The sequence below is a fragment of the Vibrio sp. MED222 genome, from assembly GCF_000153005.1.
Lineage (GTDB): Bacteria > Pseudomonadota > Gammaproteobacteria > Enterobacterales > Vibrionaceae > Vibrio > Vibrio tasmaniensis_A.
The window spans coordinates 576,571-602,112 of the sequence record NZ_CH902606.1; the positions used below are offsets into that span (position 1 = coordinate 576,571).

Consider the following 25,542-nt stretch of genomic DNA (forward strand, 5'->3'; position numbering starts at 1 on the left):
ACATTCCATGTATGGCCTGATTAGATAAAACGGACAAGTCTAGAAAGCCACTGATTTCAGTGGCTTTTATTTTTTCAGAAGTTCTTTCATAAACCCTTTACTAGCCCATATCCATATCCATATCCATATCCAATTTTAATCAATAACCAAACACTCATTTCACCTCCAATTTACTCGCTGTTAGGTATATCTATAGATAAATACCTTAGAGTAAGACAGCATGAACACACACCACCCCCTATCCGCGTTATTACTACTGGGTAGTCTGACCTATCTCACGGGTTGCGCTTCTCTATCACCAACGCCGCAAGCCAGTTTGAACAATACAACCCAGATTCCCGAGCAATGGGAAAGCTCTCAACGATACGTAAACACTACGATGTCGACACAATTGCTCTCGCTGTTCAACAATCAAGCTCTCGCCGATCTGGTTCAAGAAGCCCTCACCAATAACCACGACCTACATAAAACTGCACTTCGCTTGAAGCAAGCTGAACTATTAGCGGCTCAAAGTGATCAATACCTTCAACCTTCTTTAAATACAGACTTTCAAGCCTCTAGACAAAAAACAAGTCAAATTCAGAACAGTCACAAACTGTCTTTGAATTTAAGTTGGGAGTTTGATGTTTGGGGACGCTTAGCTGACTCAGCAAGCGCAGCTAACGCGAAACAACAGGCAACACAACTCGACTATGCTTACGCACAAAACTCTCTCGCGGCTCGCGTAATAGAGGCGTGGCTTGATGTTGCTTACAGAGCAAGAGTGATCGGGGTTGAACAACGCTGGCTACAAAGCCTTTCAAACACTGAGAATATTGTACTAGAGCAAGTGCTCGATGGGTTTAAAGAACAAGCAGACCTCGACACCGCTCGTGCTGCAACATCCAGAGTAAGAGCGAGTTTAGCGGCTAAAGAACAAGATCAGCTTATCGCAATCAGAGGCCTTAATACCTTACGAGGTAAGAGCGACACCCAGCTTAACCGAATGATTTTCACGATCCCAGAAGTTGAAGCTCCGCCATTACGTCTTCCCGGAGAAATGATTGGATCACGTCCTGACCTCCTTGCCGCTTATCAGCAAGTGCTCGCCGCCGACAAAAGCGCGGCAGTTGCTTACAAAGATCTACTGCCTAAATTCACACTGTCTGCCTCTGTTTATCGTAGCGGCTCAACACCAAACCAGCTTATCGACAATCCTTCCCTGTGGAATCTCGTTGGGGGGATCAGCGCACCTCTTCTTGACCAATCATCACTACAAACCCAAGCCAAAATAGCTCAGCTTCAAGCAGAAGAGAGCTTTGTTGATTACCAAAAGAAACTATTGGTTGCCATCAATGAGGTAGGAAATGCACTAGACAAAGAGTTCTACCTCAAACAACAAGAACAGCATTATCGAGATGCTTTTACATTCTCCAAGGCTAGTATGAAAAACTATCAAAACCTTTATCAGGAAGGAGCCAGTGACGTTTTGGCACTGCTTATCGCCCAACAATCTATTTACCAATCTAAAATCCAGTTGCTTAATACTCAGCGTACTCGGCTCTCAAACAGAATTACCTTAGGGTTAGCATTAGGAATGGGGGTTTAAAATGAAACAGATACTTGTTACGGCTTTGGGCTTGCTCAGTATCATTGCCACCGCGATGTACATCATGAAGTCAATCCCCGAAGAAACAACGTTAGCGCTGGAAGCTCAGCCTCGACAATATATCAAAGTCACCACAGTCGACATTGCTGCCGGGCAACACCGCTCTACCATTGAAGGTTACGGGCAGGTAATTCCAGAAGAAACTTTAACGCTCACGAGCCAGGTTTCAGGAGTGATTCTTTCAAAAGCAAAAAAATTTCAACTAGGTGAACAAATCTCTAAAGGTGATCTGCTATTTCACATTGACGATTCCAGTTACCAAGTACTACTGGCTAACGCAGAAAAAGAGCTAGCTAACGCACAACTTTCATTTTTCCAAGAACAACGCAAACATCAACGTGCTCAAAAAGAATGGAAAACTTCAGGTATAGAAGAGGCACCGAGCCCCCTCGCTTTGCGAGAGCCTCAGTTTAAAGCAGCAAAGGCACGATTAAACGCCGCACAACAAGCAGTTGAAGATGCTAAGCAACAACTAAATAACACGAATATCCATGCTCCTTATGATGCCATTGTCAGCCAAAGCAACGTCACCACAGGCAGTGTTGTTGCATCCGGAACCTCGTTGGGACAGATCAAATCCATAGAAACTGCTGAAGTACATCTTCAGCTCACAGAACGCGACTGGCAACAGCTCCCCTCCGATTTGAGTGCACTGTCGGTGACAATTCAGTCAGCATCTGATTTAGATTCAGGGCAACAATGGGCAGCACGGGCGAGTCACCTTTCACTGCTCGTGGAACAATCAACACGTATGCGTAACCTCATATTAAAAATAGACTCCCCTCTTCAACAGCCAGATCCTTTGCTGATCGGGAGCTTTGTTAAAGTTGTCATTCAAGGTAAGAGCTACTCAGATAGTTTTGTAGTTTCATCCTCTTCCATTACTGCAGACGGCAATATTTGGTACGTCAAAGAAGGTCAACTTCATCGTCACAAGACTCTATCACTGTTTCAAGATATCGATGCGATTGGTTTTAAACAGGGCAACCTAAATCAACACATCACTTTGGTTGTAAAGCCGTTGTCCAGCTACGTGGAGGGAATGCAAGTACTCTCGGATAGCCCTCAGACAGACGACACGGACAAACTCGCATTAAATCGGAGCCTCCCGGCTCCTGCCTCTGGGGACAAATCACTTAAAGAGGTGAATGATGGACAATAACCTAAAAACTCATGGCGTTATCGCATGGTTTGTTCACAATCCTGTTGCTGCAAATCTTTTAATGGTTTTGATCATAGTCGCGGGTGGTTTTTCGGTTATCCAATCACGGGTAGAAAGCTTCCCCTCACTCCCCCCAACCAATATTACGGTAAGTGTCGAATATCAAAGTGGCTCAGCCCGCTCGGCTGAAGAAAGCATTGCGATAAAAATAGAAGATTCATTGTTAGGTGTAGAAGGCATCAAACAGATACACAGCAGTTCAAATAGTGACGGTGCAACGGTAACCATCACTAAGTCGAGTGGCTATTCACTCGACAAACTGCAACAAGATGTAAAAAGTGTGGTTGATGCTATTGGCGATTTACCTAGTGAAGCAAAAAAACCTGTGATCACGCGTCAAGCCGACCTTGAAGAGGTAGTTTCAATTAACCTGTTTGGTGACGTGCCTATCGGTGCATTACAGCGTTATTTAGACGAGTTACGACACAAGCTCCTAAACTCTCCTTTGATACAAAAGGTTGATTACATTGGCCGAAAATCTCAGCAGGTCTCGATTGAAATTGACGAGGCAAAATTGCAAGCTTTCAGTCTCACGATGGAGCAAATTGTCAGCCAAATTAGAGCAGAATCATTAACCCAAACGGCCGGCCAGCTCAAAGGTTCTCAAGGGACGTTAGTTCTTAAAGCGGACCAGCAACACCGAAGCGCGAAAGAGTTCGCTTCGCTGCCAATTAAACGCACAGCAACAGGGCAAACCATACTCTTGTCCGACGTGGCACATATTGAATTAGGATTTGACGACGACGGCATCATTACTCGTTATAACGGCCATCCATCAGTAGGATTAAAGGTGAAAATGTATGGTCAATCAAACATCAACCAGCTAGCCCAAGAGACCAAATCCATCGTTGATGCTTACCAATTGACTCTGCCGAACGGTATCCACCTGACCCAATGGAATGATCAAAGTGAGCCGATTAAAAACCGTTTATCTTTGCTACTTAAGAACAGTGCTCAAGGTATCGCTCTCGTTGTTATTTTACTGGCTCTGCTCTTAAACATACGTGTGGCTTTCTGGGTTGCCGTTGGCCTACCTGTTACGTTTGCCGGTGCAATGGTCCTTATGGGAGATTCTTTCTTTGGACTCACCCTTAATGAATTAACCACCTTTGGCTTCATCATGGCCCTCGGAATTGTCGTTGATGATGCCGTCGTCATTGGTGAAAGCATTTACGAACAAAGAGAGAAACACGGAGCTTCCGTTGAGTCGACCATCGCTGGTGCGCAAAAAGTGGCAACACCAACCACATTTGGTGTGTTGACGACCATCGTCGCTTTTATGTCTCTCAGCTTAATCGAAGGGGAACTCGGTAAGATCTTTGCGCAATTTGCCATGGCTGCAACTTTCTGCCTGATTTTCTCACTCATTGAGTCCAAATTAATTCTCCCAGCTCACCTTGCCCGAGTCAAAATGGAACCGACTTCAGCATGGGGTATTCCTGCCGTATGGCACTATATTCAACAGCGTGTTCTACGTGGTTTCAAATACATCACTTGGCATCTCTACAAACCCTGTTTACAACTGGCTATACGCTACCGTTATGCTGTAATTTGTGGCTTTTTTTCCCTGTGTATTCTAGTTGGCGGTTCGCTAATAACTGGCAAACTTAAGTCGGTATTTTTCCCAGAGATTTCTACTAACTTCATCACGATCGAGCTCGCATTCGAAGATGATACTGGCTACGGATTAGTACAACGTGAAACACTTAAAGTTGAACAAATGGCGGCATCATTGAATGATTCGTTGGTGAAGCAATATGCGCTGTCTGTACCACCAATCCAAAGTGTATTGGTAGAAACCACCAATAACAGTTCGCAAATCATTGTTGGCCTTTCGAGCAACACTGAACGCCCAATCAGCGCGGGTGCAATCGCTAAAGAATGGCAATCCATGGTCCCAACACTTGAAGGCATAGACAGCGCCAATTTCTTAGCCGATATGATCAGCGATAAAGCAATAAGTATAGAATTAAGAAGTCAAAATGAAGCAACGATCAGCAACGCAACTCGCGAACTGACTGATCATCTCAATAATGTACAAGGTGTGCATGGAATAAAAAGTAGCCTCGCGAATACACAAGCCCAAGTTGATATTAAAGTTAACGATATGGGGTTAACGATGGGGCTTACTACATCGAATCTCTTACAGCAACTCAACATGGCCTATCAAGGTTATGAAGTGCAGCAATTTCAAGAAGATTCGCATGAAATAAAGGTCAAAATTCAGTACCCTCAGGCGAAAAGACAAACACTGGATAATCTCAAATACGCACAAATTCGCTTGAGCAATGGTAAGTTAGTACCACTCAATGCGGTAGCCAATATATCGACTCGATATGTGTCCAAAAATATTGAACGAATGAATCGTAACAGAGTCAACGTGATAACAGCTGATGTTGATAAAACGATCGCTTCTCCAGAAGAGATCATTGATAAGCTAGATAGCGACCTGTTTAAAAGATTACAGAATAAGTATCGTGACCTAAACATTGTCCTTTCTGGACAGCAACAAGAGCAGGAACAAATATCAAATTCACTGTATAGCGTGTTTGCTATCGCTCTTATCGGCATCTACGCATTGCTTGCAATACCACTCAATTCATATTTCCAGCCACTGCTGATCATGTGCACAATTCCATTTGGTATTGTGGGTGCCTTGATGGGACACTTAATCCAAGGGATACCCATCAGTATACTTTCTCTGTTTGGAATGCTTGCATTAACCGGGGTCGTCGTGAATGATAGCCTCTTACTGATCTCACGCTTTAATACCAAGATAATGAGTGGTGATACCGTGTACGAGGCGTTAATTGAATCAGGAACAGGACGCTTAAGGGCTATTGTGCTGACTTCTGCAACCACGTATTTTGGCTTAGTGCCCTTACTGTCAGAGACCTCTCCTCAAGCTCAGTTTTTAATACCAGCAGCTACGTCAATGGGGTATGGAATCTTATTCGCAACGGTAATAACACTTCTTTTGGTACCCGTATTGCTAATGGTTCAACAAGATATCAAGCGGCTGTATCACAACATAATTACCCAAAGATCCGCTTCTTTAACTGGGGTTAAGAAAAATGAAATCTAACTTATCTATCAACGTGTTATTAGTTGAAGATGACAAGGAGCTCGCCGCTTCTGTTGCAGAGTTTCTCGAATTTGAAAACATCAAATGCGATCATGCTTACAACGGGTTAAGCGGTTTTACACTCGCAAAACAAAACTACTATGACGTTATTCTTCTTGACCTAATGTTACCTAAAATAGATGGTTTTACTGTCTGTGAAAGACTTCGAGACGACGGTGACGATACGCCTATTTTGATGCTGACAGCAAAAGATACGCTGCAAGACAAAGAAGCTGGCTTCAATGCTGGCACTGATGACTACTTAATCAAGCCATTTGCAATGAAAGAGCTCGCCTTACGTATCAAGGCGCTCTCTAAGCGAAGAAGTAGCCAACAAAAAAGGTTAGTACAAGGTGACTTAGTCTATGACCTAGAAAGCCAGCAAGTATCAAGATCAGGACAAGTCTTGGACTTAAATCGACTCAATCTAATGCTTTTAGAACTCCTCATGCGCCGAAGTCCACAAGTGGTTACTCGTAGAGAAATAGAGGAGTGTTTGTGGCCAAATGACGCACCAGAAAGTAACAACATAAAAGTACAGGTTTATCAACTGAGACAAAAAATCGATAAGCCTTTTGAATCTAAGTTGATTGAAACCGTCGTTGGCCAAGGTCTGAGGATAAAAGAGTAACCATGAGCATGAAAAAGAGCTTCCCAATACGGGGTCACCTTACTACCTTTTTCTTGGGCTTGTCACTTCTGACAGCCTTACTATTCGGAGAACTTTTAATCCGTCACTTTGAATATGGAATAGAAGATTCAGTAAAAATGCGACTCGCCAGTGAATGGTTGAGCTTTAACGAAGTGCGCCTTATAAATCCAGAGGCCAAACTACCTAAATCTTACGTAGTGTCATTTTATTATGACCAATTGCCTAACATAAAGGTCGACGGTAAAGACGTACTTCGGGATGTGACATTTATTAATGATGAGTTCACTGTCGTCTTCGTTGATGAAACGGTTACCAACGACATCAAGAAAGAGGCTGTCTTTGGTGTCTACCGTTTTGCTCTCGAAGACGGACGATTGGTATTCGGAGTCGCTAGGTACGACTACCGCCTAATTGGCGACACAATAGATGTGTGGTTCGATCATCGCTTCAACCTTATTATCTACATTGCTCTTGGCTATATATTTTTTATTGTATTAGCGCTTTGGCTCTACAGTTACCGAGTAGGAAAAAAAACCGAACAACTCGTCGAATGGTCAGAAAGCGCGTCCAACGACCTATTGGCGAACCCCGCTCCCAACTTTAAATTCAGTGAATACAATCGAGTTGCGCTTTATCTAGAAAAGGCACTAAGTAAGAATGCGCACTTGGTAGAAAGAGAACAACGTTTTCTATCTCATGCTAGTCACGAATTGCGAACGCCTATTGCAATCATACGAGCAAATATGGAGATCTTAGAGCGCATCTCCCTGCCCTCAGATTTACAGCGCCCGATCAATCGTATCGACCGCGCGAGCAGCAACATGCAGCAAATTACCGAAACCATGCTCTGGTTGGTCCGAAAGAGTGAAACCCCACCGAATCAGAACTCAGTGTCTATAGCCGCTTTGTTGGATAACTTAATAGAAGAGTTGGAATACTTAATTCAAGGTGAAGAGATCGACATCATCCGCAATTACCTTCATGCCCCAACAGTGGAACTTCCAGAGACTCCAATCAAAATTGTCGTTGGTAACCTCATTCGTAACGCTTTCCAATACACACATAGCGGCACTATCCATATCTATTTCGAAGAAAACAGCATAGTCATCAAGAATATAAACACACAGGAACTTGATCTGCCATTTCAAGATAGCTTTGGCCTTGGGCAGGATTTAACCGAGAAAATATGTAAGAAGCTAGGATGGCATCTTGAAGCAGAGGAAATAGAGGGAGGCTTGTTGGCTCGGCTTCATTTGCCGGTCGAAGAAAAATCAAATACCAATGCTTAACTTCGTTTAAGTCGAATGACCAAGCCTCGGGGCAATCCGACCGGGTGTTTTGGTCGCCATTGACTGAATTTAAGCTTCATCACTCATATTCAGTCGTAGCCTCTAGCCGAAAAAGTAAACAATAAAAAGGGCTAACAAATATGCTAGCCCCAACTCATCGTGATTAAGTAGTCAATTACTTAAAAGTGATAGCTAACACCAACACTCATCAAATATCCGCTGGTATCGTAGAATGCGATATTGGAATTGTTACTAGAATAACCCGCTAATGCGTTGAATCCCCAGTCTTCCCAACCCATAACGTCCATATATTCATAGCCAAGCGTTGCGCTATATCCATTGTCTTCACGTGTTTTCTTGAATACTGGATTGGATGCATCATATGAGCGGTGACTGTAATCTGCATTGACCGAGAATGCATGATCATCCACCATCATTATGTAGGTCAACGAGCCAGAGTAATCAGAGAAAGAAACTGCTTTACCGTCTGCAAGATGTTTTTGATAAGACAACGATGGTTCGATAAAAGAGCTCTCACTAACAGGCATCTCCATAGATAGGCTTGCATAATAGCCTTTAGCGTCACGTTGGAGTACACCTGTTGGCACTCCTAGATGAACGCCCGATTTGTCATTTTTAATGTCTTGCTTGTAGACAGCGAAATCACCCGATAAACCAATATCTAATAAGTTGTCGAGTTGTACACGAAAGGTATCACCAGAGATGTCGGTTTTAGTCCTCGCAGTATTGGCTATGAACGGGTCTTCCCATACTTCACCATTTGCGATTGTTGGAAGGTAAGAGAAAGATACAACCGATTCGTTGCCATATTCCAGTGCGTAGCCAAATTCAAAAGCAAAAACACCTTCAATGATATCGCCACGCGAGGTCCCCATAAAGACCTGCTGGTCGCTATCTGAACCAAATGTGTAGCGCAACTGTCCTAATGGTACAACAAGCGCACTCGAATCCGATTCTCCCTTGCTGTTCAAGCTGCCTTTTTTTACAGCCTCTGAGTCATCGGTTTCACTACCAAAGCCGACCAATACTCCAACTTCGCCTCCCCAGCCTGGTTCATCAAGTTCAGCCAATACATTTGCACTAAACAAAACCCCTAGAGTCATTAACATGCGGTAATTCATCGCTACTTCTCCTTATGAAAGTAGCGAATAGTTTGCCAACTCGAAGGTAAATTTGGGGTGAATAGAGATACTTCATTATGGGAATATACTGACGGCATATGCAACAACTCGATACAGCCGTTTTTTACGACAATTTGTATTGTTACACCTCAAGTGGTATCGGGCGTTTGGGTATTGATGCGTTTGATAAGTGCACCTCTGATATAAGTGGCTGATACCCTGCCAGAAATAGGTATCAACCACTCACGTTAAACAATCTAAGCGTCGCTTTTCGGAGCCTGTACATCAACGACTTCTTTATCGACGATAGGAAGTACCTGTTTTACATAGTTACCCGGTGCCTTGCCAATCACAGGGTGAAGCTCGGAACCTTGATTGAAAGGTTCGATTTTCTCGTCAGCTTCAAAGCCTTGTAACCATTGATCCCAATGTGTCCACCATGAGCCTTCGTTGTGACTTGCGTTGTTTAGCCATTCGTCAGCAGAGTCGTCTAGGTTGTCGTTCAACCAGTAGCCGTATTTCTTTTTCTCTGGATGGTTAACAATGCCTGCGATATGACCAGACTCGCCCAGAACAAACGTCTTGTTGCCACCAGTGTTCAATGCACCACGGTAAGTCCCCTGCCACAACGCGATATGGTCTTCTTTGGTCGAGATGAAGTAGCTTGGTATCTTAATTTTATTCAAATCAATCCATACGCCGCCCACTTTCACGCCTTTGTCTTGAACCAGTTTGTTTTCAAGATAAAGCTCTCGCAGCAAGAAGTTATGGCATTTAGCCGCCACGTTAGTGCTATCACTGTTCCAGTACAGAAGATCAAACTCCATCGGGCTACTGCCTTTGAGGTAGTTATCAATATAGTAGTTCCAGTATAAGCTGTTCTCTCGAAGCAAACTGAACGTCACGCTCAACGAACGACCATCCATATAGCCCTTGCCATCGTTCTGCTTCTCAATAGCATTGATGATTGTCTCATTGATGTACGCGCCCACCTCACCCGGCTGCGAGAAATCCAACAAGGTGGTAAAGAAGGTCGCTGTTTTAATACGTTTCTTCATGCGTTTTGCAGCGTAGTAAGCCACCGTCGAAGCCAACACCGTGCCGCCAATACAGTAACCCGCCGCATTGATTTGCTCTTTACCGGTAATGTCTTCAATCGCAGCAACGGCTTTAACCACGCCTTCCGTGACATAATCACCAAACTCAGTGTCTTTCTGCGCTTCACCTGGGTTGCGCCAAGACATCATGAATACGCTATGTCCTTGCTCAAGTAACCAGCGCACCATCGAGTTCTTCTCACGAAGGTCAAGAATGTAGTACTTATTGATGAACGGCGGAACGATCAACAAAGGCGTCGCGTTAACCTGCGGTGTCTTTGGATGATACTGAATCAGCTCAAACAGCTCGTTTTGAAAAACAACATCACCTTCCGTGTTCGCAACATCTACACCCAATCGGAAAGCGTTGTTGTTGGTCATGCGGATCTTGAGTATATCGGCGCTTGCTTCAACGTCTGCTTGTAACTGCTCTAACCCATCAAGCAGGTTTTCACCATTTCGCTCAAGCGTCAGTTTCATCAACTCTGGGTTAGTCGCAATGAAATTGCTAGGAGAGAGAGCATTGATTGCCTGACGTGAAAAGAACGCCACACGCTCTTTGGTTTTCTCGTCGATGCCTTCGATAGAATTGATGGTGTCGATGTAGCTTTTACTGAATAACAAATAGGATTGCTTGATGAAGCTATAGAAAGGGTCGTTCTTCCATGCATCATCGATAAAGCGCTTATCACTGCGATCTTCTGAGATGACACTTTCAGTGTTGCCCATCAGTGCTGCGTTTTGCCAGATTTGCAGTTGCTGTTCCCACCATTGAGATTGCAGCTGAAGCAGGACGGCGGGTTGGTTGGCGGCTTGCTCGAAGATTTTTGATGCATCATCAAAATTCAATTCTTGCATCGCTTGATTTAGGGGAGATTGCGCGGCTTCCTTGTTTTGTTCAAAGTTATCCCACCATTGCTGGTTTGTTTGTTGAAGTTTAACAAGGTAGTCCGAAAAGAAGTGTTGAAACATAACATGACTCCAATAATCGGAAAATCGCCACCGAATGTGACAGTAAAACTGCCTCACTCGATGGCGATTAAATTTATGCAGGTGTGACTGTTTTCAAGTTTTCAGTTGTTAGTGTTTCAACATCGTCTTTGAATTCTTTGGCAGCCGCTTGCAGTTTCGAACTGTCACTCATCATTTGCTGAGACAGTTGAGTTAATGCCGTGAGTTGTTGACTATTGAAAGCGGTCAGGCTGTTTACATCTTTGATTTCGCTGACTGCCTTCATTTGAGAAAGGCCCATATCCGTATAAGTCTGCATCGCATTCATTTGCAGTTCTGTCATCGTTTGAATGTTCTTAGCAACCAACTTGTTGAACTTTAAGTACGGTTCAAATTGCTTTTCTGTTTGGTCAGTAATTGTTTTGAAAATATCCGTGTACATAAGTAACTCCTGATGAATACATAGTTTAATAAATTTGTATAATCATCGTTTCAGCCAACATTCATCTATGAGCTCGCGATGCTTTGAAAAGCTGATCCGATGTTTTTAAGCTTGCTACCGATACCTTAGGCTCTAACCTTCAATACCTTTTAGCAAAACAGCGGTTCCCATTCCTCCACCCACACAGAGCGAAGCAACGCCATAAGTCGTTTTCTGTTCAAGCATTTCATAGATGAGTGAAACAATAATTCGATTGCCAGACGCACCTAGAGGGTGACCAAGCGCGATTGCACCACCATTCACATTGACCTTTGGCTTGAACGCATCAAGCGGTAAATCATGCTGCTCTGACAATTGGTACATTACGCCAAGGGCTTGTGCTGCAAACGCTTCATTCAATTCAAACAAATCGATTTCTTCGAGGGTGAGATTCGCTTTATCAAGCGCTTTAGAAACCGCTTCTACAGGTCCTAACCCCATGATCTTTGGATCCAAACCTGACTGTGCGTAACTGGTCAGTTCCACTAAAGGTGTCAGGCCATATTTCGCTACCGCCGATTCAGACGCTAAGATAATGGCACTTGCGCCATCATTGATGCCCGAAGCGTTACCTGCCGTAACCGAACCTTCACGGTCAAAGGCTGGGCGAAGCGTTTGCAAAGCTTCGAATGTCGCGTCTGACTTCGGATACTCATCGGTATCAAAAATGACGGTTTGTCTGCGCTGCTTGACTTCTACAGGCACTATTTGCCCGCTAAACTTACCCGCCTCAATCGCTGCGACGGCTTTCTGTTGGCTTTCTAGGGCATAGTTATCTTGAGCTAGGCGCGAGATATTTAACGTGTTCGCGATATTTTCAGCCGTCATGCCCATGTGATAATGATTAAACGCATCGGTTAAGCCATCACCAACCAACAAGTCTTTCATCGAGATGTCACCCATTTTGTGACCATTACGAACACTCGCGGGCACTACAAAAGGGATTTGGGACATCACTTCAACGCCAGCAGCAATAACCACTTCAGCATCTTGTGCTTTGATGTGCGACGCTGCGTCCATCACCGACTTCATGCCGCTGCCGCAAATCATGTTCACACCGTATGCAGGTGTTTCCTCAGGTAACCCTGCATAGATGGAAGCCTGACGAGCAACCCCCATACCTTGACCTGCCGAAATCACATTACCAACGATCACTTCATCAATCGCATCCAACGAAAGATCGACAGACTCCAACGCGCCTTTGATCGCAACGCCAGCCAACTCGCCCGCAGATACGTTTTTTAGTGACCCGGTGAATGCACCAATAGGAGTGCGCTTAGCCGCAACAACAAATACTTTTTCCATTATTCCATTCCCTTCAGTTTCGCCAATTAGTGCATGTACAAGCCGCCATTCACAGACAGTGTTTCGCCTGTAATGTACGCGCCAGATTCACTTGCTAAAAAGCCCACTGCGTCTGCAATTTCTACAGGCGTCGCTAGACGTTTCATTGGGATTTGGTTTTTAATCGAATCAAGGACTTCAGGCTTCATTTGCTCAACCATAGGTGTGCCTGTGTAGCCAGGGGCAACCACGTTTACCGTCACTCCGCTTCTAGCCCCCTCTGCTGCCAAGGCTTTTGAAAAACCAATCATTCCAGCTTTCGCTGCTGAGTAATTAGTTTGTCCGAATTGACCTTTAAGACCGTTCACTGAAGAAATGTTGATGACTCGGCAGTTACCCTTTTCACACATTGGAGCGAACAGAGGTTGAGTCACGTTGAAAAGGCTGTTTAAGTTTGTTTCAATCACGTCTTTCCACGCTTCGGCATCCATCTTTTTAAAGACGCTATCACGTGTAATACCTGCGTTATTGACTAACACATCCACCGTGCCTTCTTCTTCTAACAACTTGCTTAAGCTCAGCGCACATTCCGCAGTATTGGTGACATCTAATTCAAACAATCTCACTTGATCTTCAGTAAATTGTTTCTCATTAAACCATTCCAATGCGCATTGGTAATTCCCAGTAAAATAAGTCGCGATAACACGATAGCCATCTGCAACTAACTTAGAGGAAATTGCTGAGCCGATACCGCCTTTTGACCCTGTAATTAAAGCAAGCTTTTTCATTAATGATTCCATCCCTTACAAGCAATTAAATAACAATGATGTTAATAAGATAATGTCTTAGTTGATAATTAAACTTTACGTTTTGCTTTAATTAAACCCTACAACTCAAAATCAAAAAGTATTATTACAAATCGAAAATAATTTGGGGTTATGATTAAAAACGTGACTTGCCTTACAGTTATAGTGAAATGTTACACACATGTAAATCATCTTAAGGCACTGAAATAAATAAGCTTTACTTACTTTCGACTTTATCAACAAGCAGGTAAGCCTTTGTTAATTCGAGATAAACCAACACTTCCTAGCTTGTTTCAAGAAGAATGCAATGTGGGAATTCGAAACAATTGATCATGAGAATAATAGGAAAGACTTTATTACCCATTAATAAATATTTAATGATGGTTATATATAAGCTTCAATATAAATTACAGGGTAAATAGAAAAAGCCAGCATTATAGATAGCATAAAAAAGCCCACTCAATCTATGAGTAGGCTTTAGTTAATATTTTGGGAAATAAAGTAATTAAAAGTCAGTGACTAATACTCATATTAAATAGGAATCGGATCCTACTTCGTGAATATTTCATTAGTATTTACATCTAGATAAATTTTGTTTTCAAGAGACAACCCACCACAATAAATAAAATAAACGTCTCGGTTGCTGTATTTAACTGATTTAACCCAACCGCCTAACTCTTCAAAATCACTTGGGTCACACTCCCCTTCAGAGATAAGTTTAGCTACCGTGTTGCGGAACTTCTCTTGATGGAGCTTCAGATCATCGGATCTAGATAAGTATGAATCTAGTATCTCTCTGTTTTCTTGCTCAGAGATAATCACTTCATCACTAGATAGCCCAGACATTGAAATCCATTCCGCCGTCTGTGGTCCGCCTTCCTTTAAAACAATATAGTCAGAGATACGAGCCCATTCGCCTTGCTTCTCTAGTAGTTCGACCTTTTCACCCTTATAAAGATAGTCGGTTATCAAACCATCAATTTCAGGCTGCTCTACCACTTCGAGCTTTCTATCCAAAACGTAAAATTCGGTCTGTTCTGGTTCAGGCTGAAGATCCATGATGGGTGCGAGGTCAGAATCTGACTGCTGAGCAACTTCTGCAGCTGGCTCTTCCATTTTCTCTGGTGGAATTGGGTCTTTATTCATGACCAAGAAGTAATACGCCGCTCCTCCGCCCAATATTAACAACACAAGTAAAGCGATCAGCGCTTTTTTCATCAAATCCACCAGCTCTTCCGTTTTAGGTATCTTTCAAGTGTACATCAACTCATGCTGCTGCTCATCTATACTCTCTATAGAGAACGCAGTAAGTAGAGGAAAGTCATGAGTTTTTGGGTGAAGGTTATCATTGTGAGTGTACCTTTGAGTGCTAATTTCGCGCTAGCAAACCATTGTGACCGTGAAAACTGGCAAGTACTGTTGGACCGCCAACTCTCATTTGAAGGGCGGTACAACCAATACACTAAAGAATTCAACCAAGTTCTCTCAACCTATGAATCACAAACGCTGTTATCCAAACATTTCACCAAAAAGCAGATCATTGAACTTTGGGCAAAGTACGAACAAAGGTTTAATGTACAGCTCAATAGTCATATGAATACCGCTTACGATGTCTCTGAGGTTCTATTAAAACAGGCATACGTTGTGTCTACCGAGCTAGATGGGGCGGAATCTCTAACGCATTCTTGGCAAGCCGTCGCTAAACATTGCACCAACGCAAAACTACCGCGACAGACAGAAAGTGCGCAGGCGCATGTACAAAGCTCACAATCACTCTCGCAAGATCTTCATACACTCAGTAAAAAATTTCGTCAGCTCTCTTCAAAATACCGTAAAGAAGCGACGATGATTGACGAAGCTCGCCACACAAACCAACCGATAAACGATGTACAAAACTAAAATGATTACTCACTTGCTTAACTTGATTATCCCAATAATCATAGTTCGAACAAACCAACACATTCAGAAATACAATCAATCAAAGCTTTATCAATAAGTTGTAAAACTAATGTGGTAACTATCAACAATGACGTTCAATTTCCGACCAATGCAAGCGACTATGTGAGATATTCATCACAAAATAGATTTACAAACGCCAGAAAATTGTTATCATGATTATTCATATAACTTAATAACAAGAAATATTTTGGCTAGGTAATATGCAAAAAACTATGGCTTTCAACTGCTTGAGTAACACGGAAGGGACTGCAGAGATAAGAGGTAAACTTTTATCTGTCGCTAAACACATGGAAGAGTTCGGTTCAGTAAGTGAGCTAGAGCTATGTAAGATATTTGGAGAGACGATTTGGAATGACGGTGTGGATTATCATTCACATGCTTTTTCATTCAGAATCAACGCTCAAACCGGGGATTGTTCAATCTCTAACTTTAAGTATCACTAAGTTTTGCACCTATCATATACGGAGTACCTTTCACGAGGTGCTCCGTTTTTTATTGTTGCGTATCCGCATTCGTCAGATAGCCGTTAATAGCGACCGTACTTCCTATTAGTCATAAAATCATTTCGTTTTCAGCTCATGTCATCGGGCAGCGTGTCACCTACCTACGGCTTAGTCGGTATAAACTGTTAGTTCGTATAGCCCGTTTGTTCGTATAAACCGTTAGCTCGCATAAACAGTCAGTCCGTATAAACCGGAAGTGGCGCATTGCCTTTCACTTGCCTAATCGCAAGATGGGTATGTATGTCTTTTACGTTGGAGAGTCGCTGTAGCTTTCTGGTAAATGCTTCGTAAGCCATCAAGTTAGGGCTGACAACTTCTAACAAGTAATCATAAGCCCCAGATACAACGTGGCAGCTGATGACCTCTTCCATCTCGACAACCGCACTTTCAAATTTATCAATCGACACTTCTTGGTGGTTGTTCAAGCTCACCTCAACAAACACGCTCATTGCGATGCCGACCTGTTCCCGTGACAGGCTCACACGGTAACCATCAATAATCCCTTTTTCTTCCAGTCTTTTGATGCGCCTCGCGCACGGTGAAGCCGATAAGCCAACTTCATCAGCTAACTCTGCGGTGGTTAGCCTGCCGTCTTTCTGAAGCAACTCAAGAAGATGTCTATCAATCCTATCCATAGCAAATACCAATTATTGGTTAAATTCATTAACAATTGGCAAGATATTAGCAGAAATCATCAACGGTAACTCAAGTTAGAACAAAACTTGCCAACCTATGGCACACCAAGTACCCCATAATTAATCATCATTCACTTTCCTTGTTTATTATGAAGCTTGGCTATTTATCAATTACTGTCACTCTGCTCATCTGGGCGAGCTTTTTCCTTTCTCTTAAAGGCGGCGCAAATTCAGATTTAACACCTGCAGACATCGCACTGACTCGATTCCTCATGCCAGCATTGGCGTTATTACCTTTGGTGTGGAAAGCACGTAGCACGATCGCTGCTGTCCCGAATCGATACTTGGCCGGTATGTTTGTGGGGTGCGGGTTACCTTATTTACTCGTTGCAGGAACAGCCATGCAGTTCGTTCCGGTATCACACGGGAGTGCTTTAGTTCCGGGAACGCTTCCTCTATTCGTAACAGGGATCGCGGTACTCTTTTTTAAGCAGCCGCTTAGCCGACACCGTGTCGTTGGTTTAGGTCTGGTTTCGCTTGGGATATTGTTGTTTCTGGGAAGTAGCTTAAGCAGCTTCAACTTTGAATATACCAAAGGTCACGTGTTGTTTTTGTTTGGCAGTTTGATGTGGGCGACGTTTACCATCTCAGCACGTGTTGCCAACCTTAATGCGCTCGTGAGTGCAGGTTTTATCTCATTCTGTTCCACCTTGCTGTTGCTGGTCCTTATCCTTACAGGAACCCTCCCTAGCCATTTAATGAGCACACCAATTGCTCAATGGCCAGTCACAGAGCTTGCCGTACATTCAGCGGTGCAAGGCGTCGGTGCAGGCTTAATAGCGGCATTCACTTATCTATATGCTGTTAATACACTAGGAGCAGAACGCTCAGCCGCTTTTGGTAGTGCAACACCTGCTGTTGCAACCTTGTTGGCGATCCCACTGTTCAACGAAATTCCGGATACGATGACTTGGTTAGCGCTTGGTTCAATTTGTATCGGCAGCTTGGTCGCGAGCAACATTTTCATGAGAAACGACCAGTCTATGCAATATCAACCGCCAAGCCATAGCAAAGCCTGATACTGCGTTCAAACCTAAATACAGTTTCCCTAAACATCAATTTTAGGGCTTGTAGTACATAGATAAGCCTACAAACGTAGGCTTATCTAAAATCTGCTTTTTCTGAACTCGCTTCTCCATTAAACTGTCTGACCTTTTTGCAGATCCAAGAGAACACCATGCAACGCGATTACACTTTAACTTGCTTAAACAACATGCCTCGTGAAGAACTAGAAGAATTTAGTTTAAGAATGATTCATCGCCTTGTCCCTGAAGATGCAATGACGGAACTGTTTACGTTCGAACAGGAAGAAGTGACCAATGAAGAGCGTATGCAATCAGCGAAGTTTGATGCGATGTTGCGAATGACAGCAATCGCGCTGAGTGAAGTGAATCTTGCGTTTAGTGAGTCGGATAACTCACAGCAAAACATCGAGCGCATGACTCGACTGTTGCTTTGGCACTTCTATGCAATGTCGTTCAACCTTGAACAAGCGATCAGCCTTGAAACTCACTGTGACAAAGTCGAGAAGATTTTGTTGAAAGCACCGACAGAAGCATTTGGTTGGGTAAAAGAGCTCACAGAGTTGCTGCACTTCTATGCTGAACTAAATGAAGGCAATGAAGGCAACGAAGCCAAAAAAGACGCATAAAGCCCCTTCAACTTAAAAACTTCTTAACTTCTTAACTTCTTAACTTCTCAACTTAAAAGCTGCTCAACGAGTTGTTCGTTACTCAAAGAACAACTCGCCTATCCCCTAGAACGGCGGCAAGTAGAACGATATCGAAAGAAATTAGAACTAAATCGAAGACAGACAGGGCTAAACCGAAGGCAAATAGAAACTTTGTTGAAATGAGTTTTCTGCTTTTGTTGTTTCTAAAACACTATGATGCAACATCAGTATCGACTGAGCGATTTTGGTGCCAATACCTAACGAACCATTAGGGGCCTCTCGTTCAACTTCATTATGGATAATGACCTTCACCCGTTTTGAATCCGATTCTAAACCTACATCTAACGACACCATTGTTCCACTCGGGCTATGCCTCAACGCATTATCTAGCAGATTCAAGATCAGCCTCTCAAGTAAATCACTGTCACCCACAGCCTTGATTCCAATAGGTATATTGACGTTCAACTCAACATTCTTGTGGCGATACTGGCTTTGTATCGTTTCTAAGCATTCGTTCATCAGCACATTAAAATCGATTGAAGCGTATTGATACGTAGGCACAGGATTATCATTCTTGGCGCTATCGAGTAATGAATGGAGCTGTTCAGACAACTTGTTGCCATTACGGTAAGCGACGTCAATCAACGGGTCTGACTTCGGATTTTGAATCTTCCACGTTTCTAGGTAGCCAAGAACACTCGATAATGGCGTTTTCAAATCATGACTGAGCTGTAATAAGCTTTGTCTTCGGTGTGATGACTGATACTCAAGCTGCAAAAACTGTTGTTGGATGTGTTTCGCCATCAATTGATAAGAACGTGCAATGGGCACCAATTCTGGCACTTGATGAACAAAGTTAGGTTCCAATCTAAAATCTTGCTCAGCTTGTTGCTGCAATTTATTGGTTACCGCCTCTATTGGGTTCAACAGACTGCGTTTCACTAGCAGATAAGCTCCAATCGCAAAGCCAAAAATAGAAACCAGCACAAGCCCTGCAAGTGCGATGTATGGTGTATCAACCTGAGAGTTGGTGATCACAGTATGGCGATTACTTCCTATCACCACATACAAATAACCCACCGTCGAGCCTAGCTCTTCAATCGCCGCCACAGAAAATACTTTAGGAGAGCCTGGGTTGATCGGGTCTTCGCCCAAAATAGGATAAGGCTCGTCATTTAAGAACTGTTGAATGGGTGCTAGATCTATCTGATTGGCTAACACAGTGCCTTCAGGTGCTGCATTGGTGGTGATATTGCCCTGACTATCCAGAAAATAGATATCAAAATCAGGCCCTATCAACATCAAGGTATGGAATATAGATTTGAGTGCTTTGGGATTGTAGTCTGTACCAATCATGAGAGGATTATCATCGCGCATATGAACCGCGAGCTCTTTATGTAAGCTCTGCTTGGTTCTGTGTTCTATGGTCTCCTTTTGCCAATGATAGGTGTAAGCAATCACCACACTTACCAACAAAAACCACAAACTTGTGAACAGCACTAAACGCGATTTGAAACTCATGTTCTCTCCTCGATGGCTCGTAGGTCTTACTGGCTTGTTAGTAAACTTAGGGCGCGACACATAGACCTAAGCTTTCGACTCAAACTTATAGCCAACACCCCAAACGGTTTTAATGAAATCATCATCACTATTTGGCATCGCAAGCTTGGTTCTTAGACGGTTGACCGTGCTACACACAGTATGGTGATAGCCAGAGTGATGAGTATTCCAAACGTGCTCGAGCAGCTCGTCTTTGCTATACACACGCCCCGGGCGGGTTGCTAAGAAGTGAAGTAAGGTAAACTCGGTAGCAGTCAGTGGTACGTCTTGATTATTGAGTGACACCTGATGGCGTTCAGGTTGAATAATGAGCCCGCCAAAATTCATAATTGATTCTGTTGTCATAGCCTCTTGAGTGGCCGATTCCACATGGCTTAAACGGCGAAGCACGTTCCTCACTCTTGCTTGAAACTCGAGAACGCTAAAAGGTTTCGTTATGTAGTCATCAACACCGGCTTCTAAGCCTGAGACCTTATCTAGCTCAGCATCCCTTGCGGTTAACATGAGTACCGGCGTCCAATCCTCTTGCTGACGCAACATTCGACAGAAATCGAGTCCATCACCGTCTGGTAAGCCACGATCCAGTACGACTAAATCAAACTGACCATCCAGATATAGGCCCTGCGCTTTTTCAATTGTATTGGCTCTTTCGACGTGATGACCTTGAAACTTGAGATGCATTTGCACCAGTTCCGCTAAATCATCGTCGTCTTCAACCAGTAATATGTTTACCATCAAATTTACCACAGCACTATTCATGTTCCCTGCTCTATTCGGAGTCTACCCACCTTTCAATTGACCGGAACAGAGCAGGAATCCTTTCATTTCACGCTTAACCCAATCATTCAGTTCGGGTAATGATGATTCTCGCACCTGGATTAAGGAAGCGATGATTAGCACTTAGAGCTGAGGTCGATAATCCATCATCTTGACTAATGACACCTGAATGGAAGCTCACCACATCATTATCATTTCTTACGCTATTAAAGCCCTCACCACCGCCAGCGGGCCCTGGGATAGTTGCAGCAAGCTCATCGTTCAGCTCCGTTCCTGAATCCCACACGTTCATGTTCATAACAAAGGTATCACCCACCGCTAATGACTTGAGTGACAAACCGGATTCACCAACAAACGCATCATTGGTGTTCACCAACATGGAAGCAACTGAGATATACCCTTCTTGATTTGGGTCAACACGAATAGACACCGTGTCTTTCTCACCTGAAAGAATCAGCCCATTGCCTGAGATGCCTTGATAAACATTGGCGTCACTGTCACTGAGCGCAAGCAATTGTGCATTACTGCCTCCTTCCGCTAAGTATTCCAGATCGACAGAGGCACTTTGCCCAACTTCAAACAGGTCAAAATTCGTATTGTGAGTCAATACCGCGAGGGGCGACATAGGTTGATTGGGGGTGAGGTTAGTCACACTCACATCATAGCGATAGTAATCGTCGTCATCGTCCGGACAACCTGCTAACACAGCTACTGATGCAGCGATAAATAGAATTCTAGCTTTCATACATCCCCCTTACTTCACAACAATGGTGATAGTAGCCACAGGGTTTAACCAACGATGACTGCTACTATCGAGGTCGCTGATTCCGCCAGCCGCGTCACTATCACCAATGTTGCCCGGATGAATATGAACCTTAGCGTTTGAGACTGCAGTTTCAACTCCAGTACCACCAGCACCAAAGGTAATAAATGGCGGGTTTGGCATGCTGCCCGCTAGCTCATCATTGGCTTCTGTGCCTGCGTCATAGCCATTGAGGGTCGCTTTATAGGTGCCCGCTTGAGTTGGGATTTTCCAACTGTCTAAGCCAACAAAGCCGTCGTTGGTTGGCAGCAGCATGGCACCCAATGACAAGTAAGCTAAATCACCGGTGTCGATATCAAACGTAGTTGCGACGCCCGGATTAAGAATACCGGTAGCTGGGTTTTCAACCACCACACCACCCGCGTTTGCAATCAAACTCGATAGACCTGAAATATCGCCACCTTCGGCCATCGATTCCAATTCCGCAGAAGCACTCTCACCCGTTCTAAACATGAACAAGCTGGAGTCATGAGCGGCTGCCAAGATAGGCGTAAAGTAGATCCCTTTCGTTGCGTTGGTAACGGTCACCTCAAGCTCTGCAGCCTGAACCTGAGCCGCTCCGAAGGCCAACATAGCCGAGCTAATCACTAAGCTGATTTGAGTACGTTTGTTCATTTTGATTCCATCCTTTATCGAGTCCTATCGTTGCCAACAAAACGAATAACAGCGATATACCGTTACCTTTGCCAGAACGAACTGTGGTGTTGTTGACTCTAAGAATGGCGATCAAATCTATCAGCAACTTCATTGAATTCTCATAAAACTCTCACAAGTTTATTCAAACTTATTACTATCCAGAAATATAGTTCTAAGAGACTGATATATAGTTAGAAACTCTCGTTCTAGAAATGAGAGTTAGACAAGGAATCATGGTTCAAGAATAGCGCAGACCAAACGCAAAAGGCCCAATCGACATACCGACTGGGCCTTTTATCTGATGTGTCAAAGTTCTCTCACGAAAGCTCAATCGATTTCAGCTGAGCGAACCATACACCACCAAATTAGAATGCGTAGTTTGCGTCAACAAGTTCGCTTACTTCAACTTTGCTTACTTCTGCGCGAGCTTCAAGCCACTGCGCTACTTGCAGTTGCTCTGCTTCTGTCACTGAACGGTAGCGCTCAATAGAACATAAGAAACCTTCAAACAGCTCAAGGCCACCGCCACCAAAGCACAGACCGATGCTATCGATAAAATCGATGAATTCATCAATGAACACATCGTACTGGTCAAAATCAGCAATCGAAGTCGTGCAGCTTACTTCAAAACCTAAAATAGCGAATTCACCTAGGTATAATTTCTTGCGTAGGCGACGATTTTTGTTTTCGATTTTATCTAATTTCATAACTGTCTCTCTTTTCGTTTGATAAAGCATTTATACACAGTTCCTCGTTAATTCCCAAGAGTTTTGTATTACACGAGAGGCTTAACGGGAAAAATCGTGCTGCAGAAACAAAACCTTAATCAAAACTATAAAAATCTGTCACTTAACTGCTTCACGATTGTTCACACATTGAACCAACTATTAACTCATTAGAAATAGCTTGGTTACACGTGAATAACGAATAATAAAGTCAGCCAACAGGAAGCAGTCCCGATGAGCAAGGAAACATTTGATAGCACTCGCTTTAACAAGAGTACCAACAAGCCCTTCGAAGAAGTTCTAGATGCGAACCTTTCAAGAAGAAACGTTCTGAAAGGCGGTCTTGGCATCAGTGCAATGACCGCCTTTGGCGCATTTGGTTTAGCGGGTCATAGCACGGCTAACGCTACGACAATGCAAGCAACGGGCGCGCACAAAAGCACCGCAACACTTGCCTTCGAATCGGTTAAAGGCTCTTTGACAGACAGTGTCGTTGTACCAAAAGGCTATACAGCACAAGTATTGGTTCCTTGGGGTACCCCACTGAATAAGCAAGGCAAGGCTTGGTTAAAAGATGGAACCAACAACGCACAAGATCAAGCGAACTCACTGGGCATGCACCACGACGGCATGCACTTCTTCCCGCTTGATGGCAACAGTAACGACGGCTTGTTGGTGATCAACCACGAATACATCGACCAAAAAGCACTGCACGCTAATGGTCCAACATACGATGAAGGCAACCGCCCTAGCCTTGATGAAGTACGCAAAGAGATCAACGCACACGGCGTGAGTGTTGTTCGCGTTAAGCTTGAAGGTAATCAATGGATAATGGTGGATAACGATCCACTTAACCGCCGCTACACGGGCGCGACCGTAATGGATCTTTCTGGCCCTGTTGCTCACAGTGAGTTTACCAAAACGAAATTCTCACAAGACGGCAGCCAAGCGCGCGGCACATTAAATAACTGCGGTAATGGTTACACGCCATGGGGTACTTACCTAACGTGTGAAGAGAACTGGCCGGGTTATTTTGTTAATAAAAGCGCAACGACGCCAGCGCAAGAGCGTATTGGTATCGCTACCGACAAAACGCGTTACGGTTGGGACACGCTTTCAGGTAACAAACAAGAACGCTTAGACGAGTTTGCACGCTTTGACGTAACACCAACAGGTGACTCAGCAATGGACGATTACCGTAACGAAGCAAACGGCCACGGCTACATCGTTGAAATCGACCCATACACAGCGAACTCTCGCGCTAAGAAGCGTTCAGCATTGGGTTGTTTCCGTCATGAAGGTTGTACGTTTGGCAAACTTACTGAAGGTGAGCCTATCGTGTTCTATTCTGGCCACGACTCTCGTTTTGAATACCTGTACAAATTCGTTTCTGAAGAGAAATGGGACCCGCGTGACGCTGAGCCAAGTAACCGTCTAAGTGCGGGTGACAAGTACATGGACAAAGGCACACTGTATGTGGCTAAGTTCAACGATGATGGTTCAGGCACTTGGCTACCGCTAACTCTGAGTAGCAAGACCACGAATGGCGGCAAACTTGGTGATTCATTTGATTCTCAAGCAGCGCTTATCATCAATACAGCAGGCGCTGCCGACCTTGTTGGTGCAACGCCAATGGATCGCCCTGAATGGTGCTCTGTTGACCCAATGACAGGCACGGCTTACCTAACGCTGACTAATAACAACAAGCGTAAAGAAGCGAACTCTGCAAACCCTCGCGTAGACAACAAGTTCGGTCATGTTATCCGTTGGGATGAAGGAAAAACGGCAGGCGACTTCGATTGGGATATCTTCGTATTTGGCTCTCCAGCAGTGGAAGACAAGACTATTAACCGCTCAGGTCTAACAGACATGAACCAATTCGCGAGCCCTGACGGCTTAGCGTTTGATGCTCGTGGCATCTTGTGGATTCAGACAGATAACGGCGCAGACGAAGTCACTGGCTACACCAATGACCAAATGCTGGCAGTGGTTCCATCTCAGTTAACGGATGACAACGGCAACAGCGCGGTAATTGATGCAAACAACCAAGCGCAACTTAAACGCTTCTTTGTTGGTCCAAACGGATGTGAAGTAACTGGCTTTACCATCAGCCCAGATTTCAAATCACTGTTTGTGAACATTCAACACCCAGCAAACTGGCCATCTTCAGAAGATGCAACGGCACAAACTCAAGGCAATGTTCGCCCAAGAGCATCTACCGTTGTGATTCGCCGTGAAGACGGCGGTGAAATCGCGGTTTAATAAGCAAATCTAGCTAAGATCAGAAAAGATCAGCAACCTTACTGTTATCTAGTTTCTGTTCGCTAGCTAAGTAAAATCAAAATGAGCGATAAGGCCAAACGCCCTATCGCTCTTTTTATATTCTATACGCTCTTTGACTCAACTAATGGTCTGCGGCTTTGTAAACTGCTCTTCACTCCAAACCAAATCACGCACCGTCATCCTCGAGAAGGAGGAACGACTGAGTCGGTGATC

Annotated in this window: 23 protein-coding genes; 10 read left to right on the top strand and 13 right to left on the bottom strand. The window is 43.9% G+C overall.

The genetic code is table 11. From position 1 onward, the window contains the following. Nucleotides 1-379: 379 nt before the first annotated feature. The 5 genes from MED222_RS18975 to MED222_RS18955 are packed head-to-tail and all read left to right on the top strand — an operon-like array spanning nucleotide 380 to nucleotide 7,935. Nucleotides 380-1,588: a TolC family protein gene (locus tag MED222_RS18975; protein WP_009845459.1), complete on the top strand. Its 1,209-nt coding sequence runs from the start codon at nucleotides 380-382 to the stop codon at nucleotides 1,586-1,588. A 1-nt stretch (nucleotide 1,589) separates the two neighbouring features. Further along, the gene (locus tag MED222_RS18970) at nucleotides 1,590-2,810 is read left to right on the top strand and encodes an efflux RND transporter periplasmic adaptor subunit (protein ID WP_009845460.1); all 1,221 of its coding nucleotides are present in this window, start codon (nucleotides 1,590-1,592) and stop codon (nucleotides 2,808-2,810) included. After that, nucleotides 2,800-5,955 (top strand): efflux RND transporter permease subunit, encoded by a 3,156-nt coding sequence (locus MED222_RS18965; RefSeq protein ID WP_009845461.1) that lies wholly within the window; start codon nucleotides 2,800-2,802, stop codon nucleotides 5,953-5,955. Before MED222_RS18970 ends, MED222_RS18965 begins: the two co-directional genes overlap by 11 nt. Beyond that, entirely contained in the window at nucleotides 5,945-6,625 is a 681-nt protein-coding gene (locus MED222_RS18960) for a response regulator transcription factor (RefSeq protein WP_009845462.1), read from the top strand. Before MED222_RS18965 ends, MED222_RS18960 begins: the two co-directional genes overlap by 11 nt. Before the next feature lie 2 nt (nucleotides 6,626-6,627). Then, nucleotides 6,628-7,935, top strand: a complete 1,308-nt coding sequence (locus MED222_RS18955) for a sensor histidine kinase (protein ID WP_009845463.1) — start codon at nucleotides 6,628-6,630, stop codon at nucleotides 7,933-7,935. Between the two features lie 179 nt (nucleotides 7,936-8,114). Here the strand turns inward: MED222_RS18955 and MED222_RS18950 are convergent, their stop codons facing one another. The 6 genes from MED222_RS18950 to MED222_RS18925 form a co-directional block, all read right to left on the bottom strand. Beyond that, nucleotides 8,115-9,077, bottom strand: coding sequence for a DUF2860 domain-containing protein (locus MED222_RS18950; RefSeq protein ID WP_009845464.1), 963 nt, complete (start codon nucleotides 9,075-9,077; stop codon nucleotides 8,115-8,117). Between the two features lie 257 nt (nucleotides 9,078-9,334). Then, nucleotides 9,335-11,146, bottom strand: coding sequence for a class I poly(R)-hydroxyalkanoic acid synthase (gene phaC, locus MED222_RS18945; RefSeq protein ID WP_009845465.1), 1,812 nt, complete (start codon nucleotides 11,144-11,146; stop codon nucleotides 9,335-9,337). 73 nt (nucleotides 11,147-11,219) lie between these two features. Then, nucleotides 11,220-11,567, bottom strand: coding sequence for a phasin family protein (locus tag MED222_RS18940; RefSeq protein WP_009845466.1), 348 nt, complete (start codon nucleotides 11,565-11,567; stop codon nucleotides 11,220-11,222). Nucleotides 11,568-11,699: 132 nt separating this feature from the next. After that, nucleotides 11,700-12,911 carry an acetyl-CoA C-acetyltransferase gene (locus tag MED222_RS18935; RefSeq protein WP_009845467.1) on the bottom strand — a complete coding sequence of 404 codons (1,212 nt, stop codon included), beginning with the start codon at nucleotides 12,909-12,911 and terminating at the stop codon, nucleotides 11,700-11,702. 26 nt (nucleotides 12,912-12,937) lie between these two features. After that, on the bottom strand, nucleotides 12,938-13,678 hold the full coding sequence (locus tag MED222_RS18930; RefSeq protein WP_009845468.1) for an SDR family oxidoreductase: 741 nt from the start codon (nucleotides 13,676-13,678) through the stop codon (nucleotides 12,938-12,940). Nucleotides 13,679-14,245: 567 nt separating this feature from the next. Further along, nucleotides 14,246-14,923, bottom strand: coding sequence for an SH3 domain-containing protein (locus MED222_RS18925; protein WP_009845469.1), 678 nt, complete (start codon nucleotides 14,921-14,923; stop codon nucleotides 14,246-14,248). Between the two features lie 96 nt (nucleotides 14,924-15,019). Between MED222_RS18925 and MED222_RS18920 the strand changes: the two genes are divergently transcribed. Both MED222_RS18920 and MED222_RS18915 read left to right on the top strand, forming a co-directional pair. Then, nucleotides 15,020-15,595 carry a hypothetical protein gene (locus MED222_RS18920; protein WP_009845470.1) on the top strand — a complete coding sequence of 192 codons (576 nt, stop codon included), beginning with the start codon at nucleotides 15,020-15,022 and terminating at the stop codon, nucleotides 15,593-15,595. Between the two features lie 260 nt (nucleotides 15,596-15,855). Next, nucleotides 15,856-16,098, top strand: a complete 243-nt coding sequence (locus tag MED222_RS18915) for a hypothetical protein (RefSeq protein WP_009845471.1) — start codon at nucleotides 15,856-15,858, stop codon at nucleotides 16,096-16,098. A 236-nt stretch (nucleotides 16,099-16,334) separates the two neighbouring features. Here MED222_RS18915 and MED222_RS18910 read toward each other — a convergent pair whose 3' ends face one another. Continuing rightward, nucleotides 16,335-16,793, bottom strand: a complete 459-nt coding sequence (locus tag MED222_RS18910; RefSeq protein WP_009845472.1) for an Lrp/AsnC family transcriptional regulator — start codon at nucleotides 16,791-16,793, stop codon at nucleotides 16,335-16,337. A gap of 149 nt (nucleotides 16,794-16,942) precedes the next feature. Here MED222_RS18910 and MED222_RS18905 point away from each other — a divergent pair, with 149 nt between their 5' ends. Both MED222_RS18905 and MED222_RS18900 read left to right on the top strand, forming a co-directional pair. Next, on the top strand, nucleotides 16,943-17,872 hold the full coding sequence (locus MED222_RS18905; protein ID WP_009845473.1) for a DMT family transporter: 930 nt from the start codon (nucleotides 16,943-16,945) through the stop codon (nucleotides 17,870-17,872). A 158-nt stretch (nucleotides 17,873-18,030) separates the two neighbouring features. Next, on the top strand, nucleotides 18,031-18,504 hold the full coding sequence (locus MED222_RS18900) for a hypothetical protein (RefSeq protein WP_009845474.1): 474 nt from the start codon (nucleotides 18,031-18,033) through the stop codon (nucleotides 18,502-18,504). A gap of 168 nt (nucleotides 18,505-18,672) precedes the next feature. Here the strand turns inward: MED222_RS18900 and MED222_RS18895 are convergent, their stop codons facing one another. The 6 genes from MED222_RS18895 to MED222_RS18875 all read right to left on the bottom strand — a co-directional run bounded on the left by MED222_RS18895 (nucleotide 18,673) and on the right by MED222_RS18875 (nucleotide 23,028). Continuing rightward, the gene (locus MED222_RS18895) at nucleotides 18,673-20,046 is read right to left on the bottom strand and encodes a sensor histidine kinase (protein ID WP_009845475.1); all 1,374 of its coding nucleotides are present in this window, start codon (nucleotides 20,044-20,046) and stop codon (nucleotides 18,673-18,675) included. A gap of 66 nt (nucleotides 20,047-20,112) precedes the next feature. After that, nucleotides 20,113-20,844, bottom strand: a complete 732-nt coding sequence (locus MED222_RS18890) for a response regulator transcription factor (protein WP_009845476.1) — start codon at nucleotides 20,842-20,844, stop codon at nucleotides 20,113-20,115. Nucleotides 20,845-20,926: 82 nt separating this feature from the next. Beyond that, nucleotides 20,927-21,607, bottom strand: coding sequence for a spondin domain-containing protein (locus tag MED222_RS18885; RefSeq protein WP_009845477.1), 681 nt, complete (start codon nucleotides 21,605-21,607; stop codon nucleotides 20,927-20,929). A gap of 9 nt (nucleotides 21,608-21,616) precedes the next feature. After that, nucleotides 21,617-22,300: a spondin domain-containing protein gene (locus MED222_RS18880; RefSeq protein ID WP_009845478.1), complete on the bottom strand. Its 684-nt coding sequence runs from the start codon at nucleotides 22,298-22,300 to the stop codon at nucleotides 21,617-21,619. Further along, a complete protein-coding gene (locus MED222_RS22400; protein ID WP_012600501.1) occupies nucleotides 22,266-22,433 on the bottom strand; it encodes a hypothetical protein in 168 nt (55 codons plus the stop codon). Before MED222_RS22400 ends, MED222_RS18880 begins: the two co-directional genes overlap by 35 nt. A 253-nt stretch (nucleotides 22,434-22,686) precedes the next feature. Next, entirely contained in the window at nucleotides 22,687-23,028 is a 342-nt protein-coding gene (locus tag MED222_RS18875; protein ID WP_004731398.1) for a YggL family protein, read from the bottom strand. A 252-nt stretch (nucleotides 23,029-23,280) separates the two neighbouring features. Between MED222_RS18875 and MED222_RS18870 the strand changes: the two genes are divergently transcribed. Further along, nucleotides 23,281-25,308, top strand: coding sequence for a PhoX family protein (locus MED222_RS18870; RefSeq protein WP_009845480.1), 2,028 nt, complete (start codon nucleotides 23,281-23,283; stop codon nucleotides 25,306-25,308). Nucleotides 25,309-25,542 lie beyond the last annotated feature (234 nt).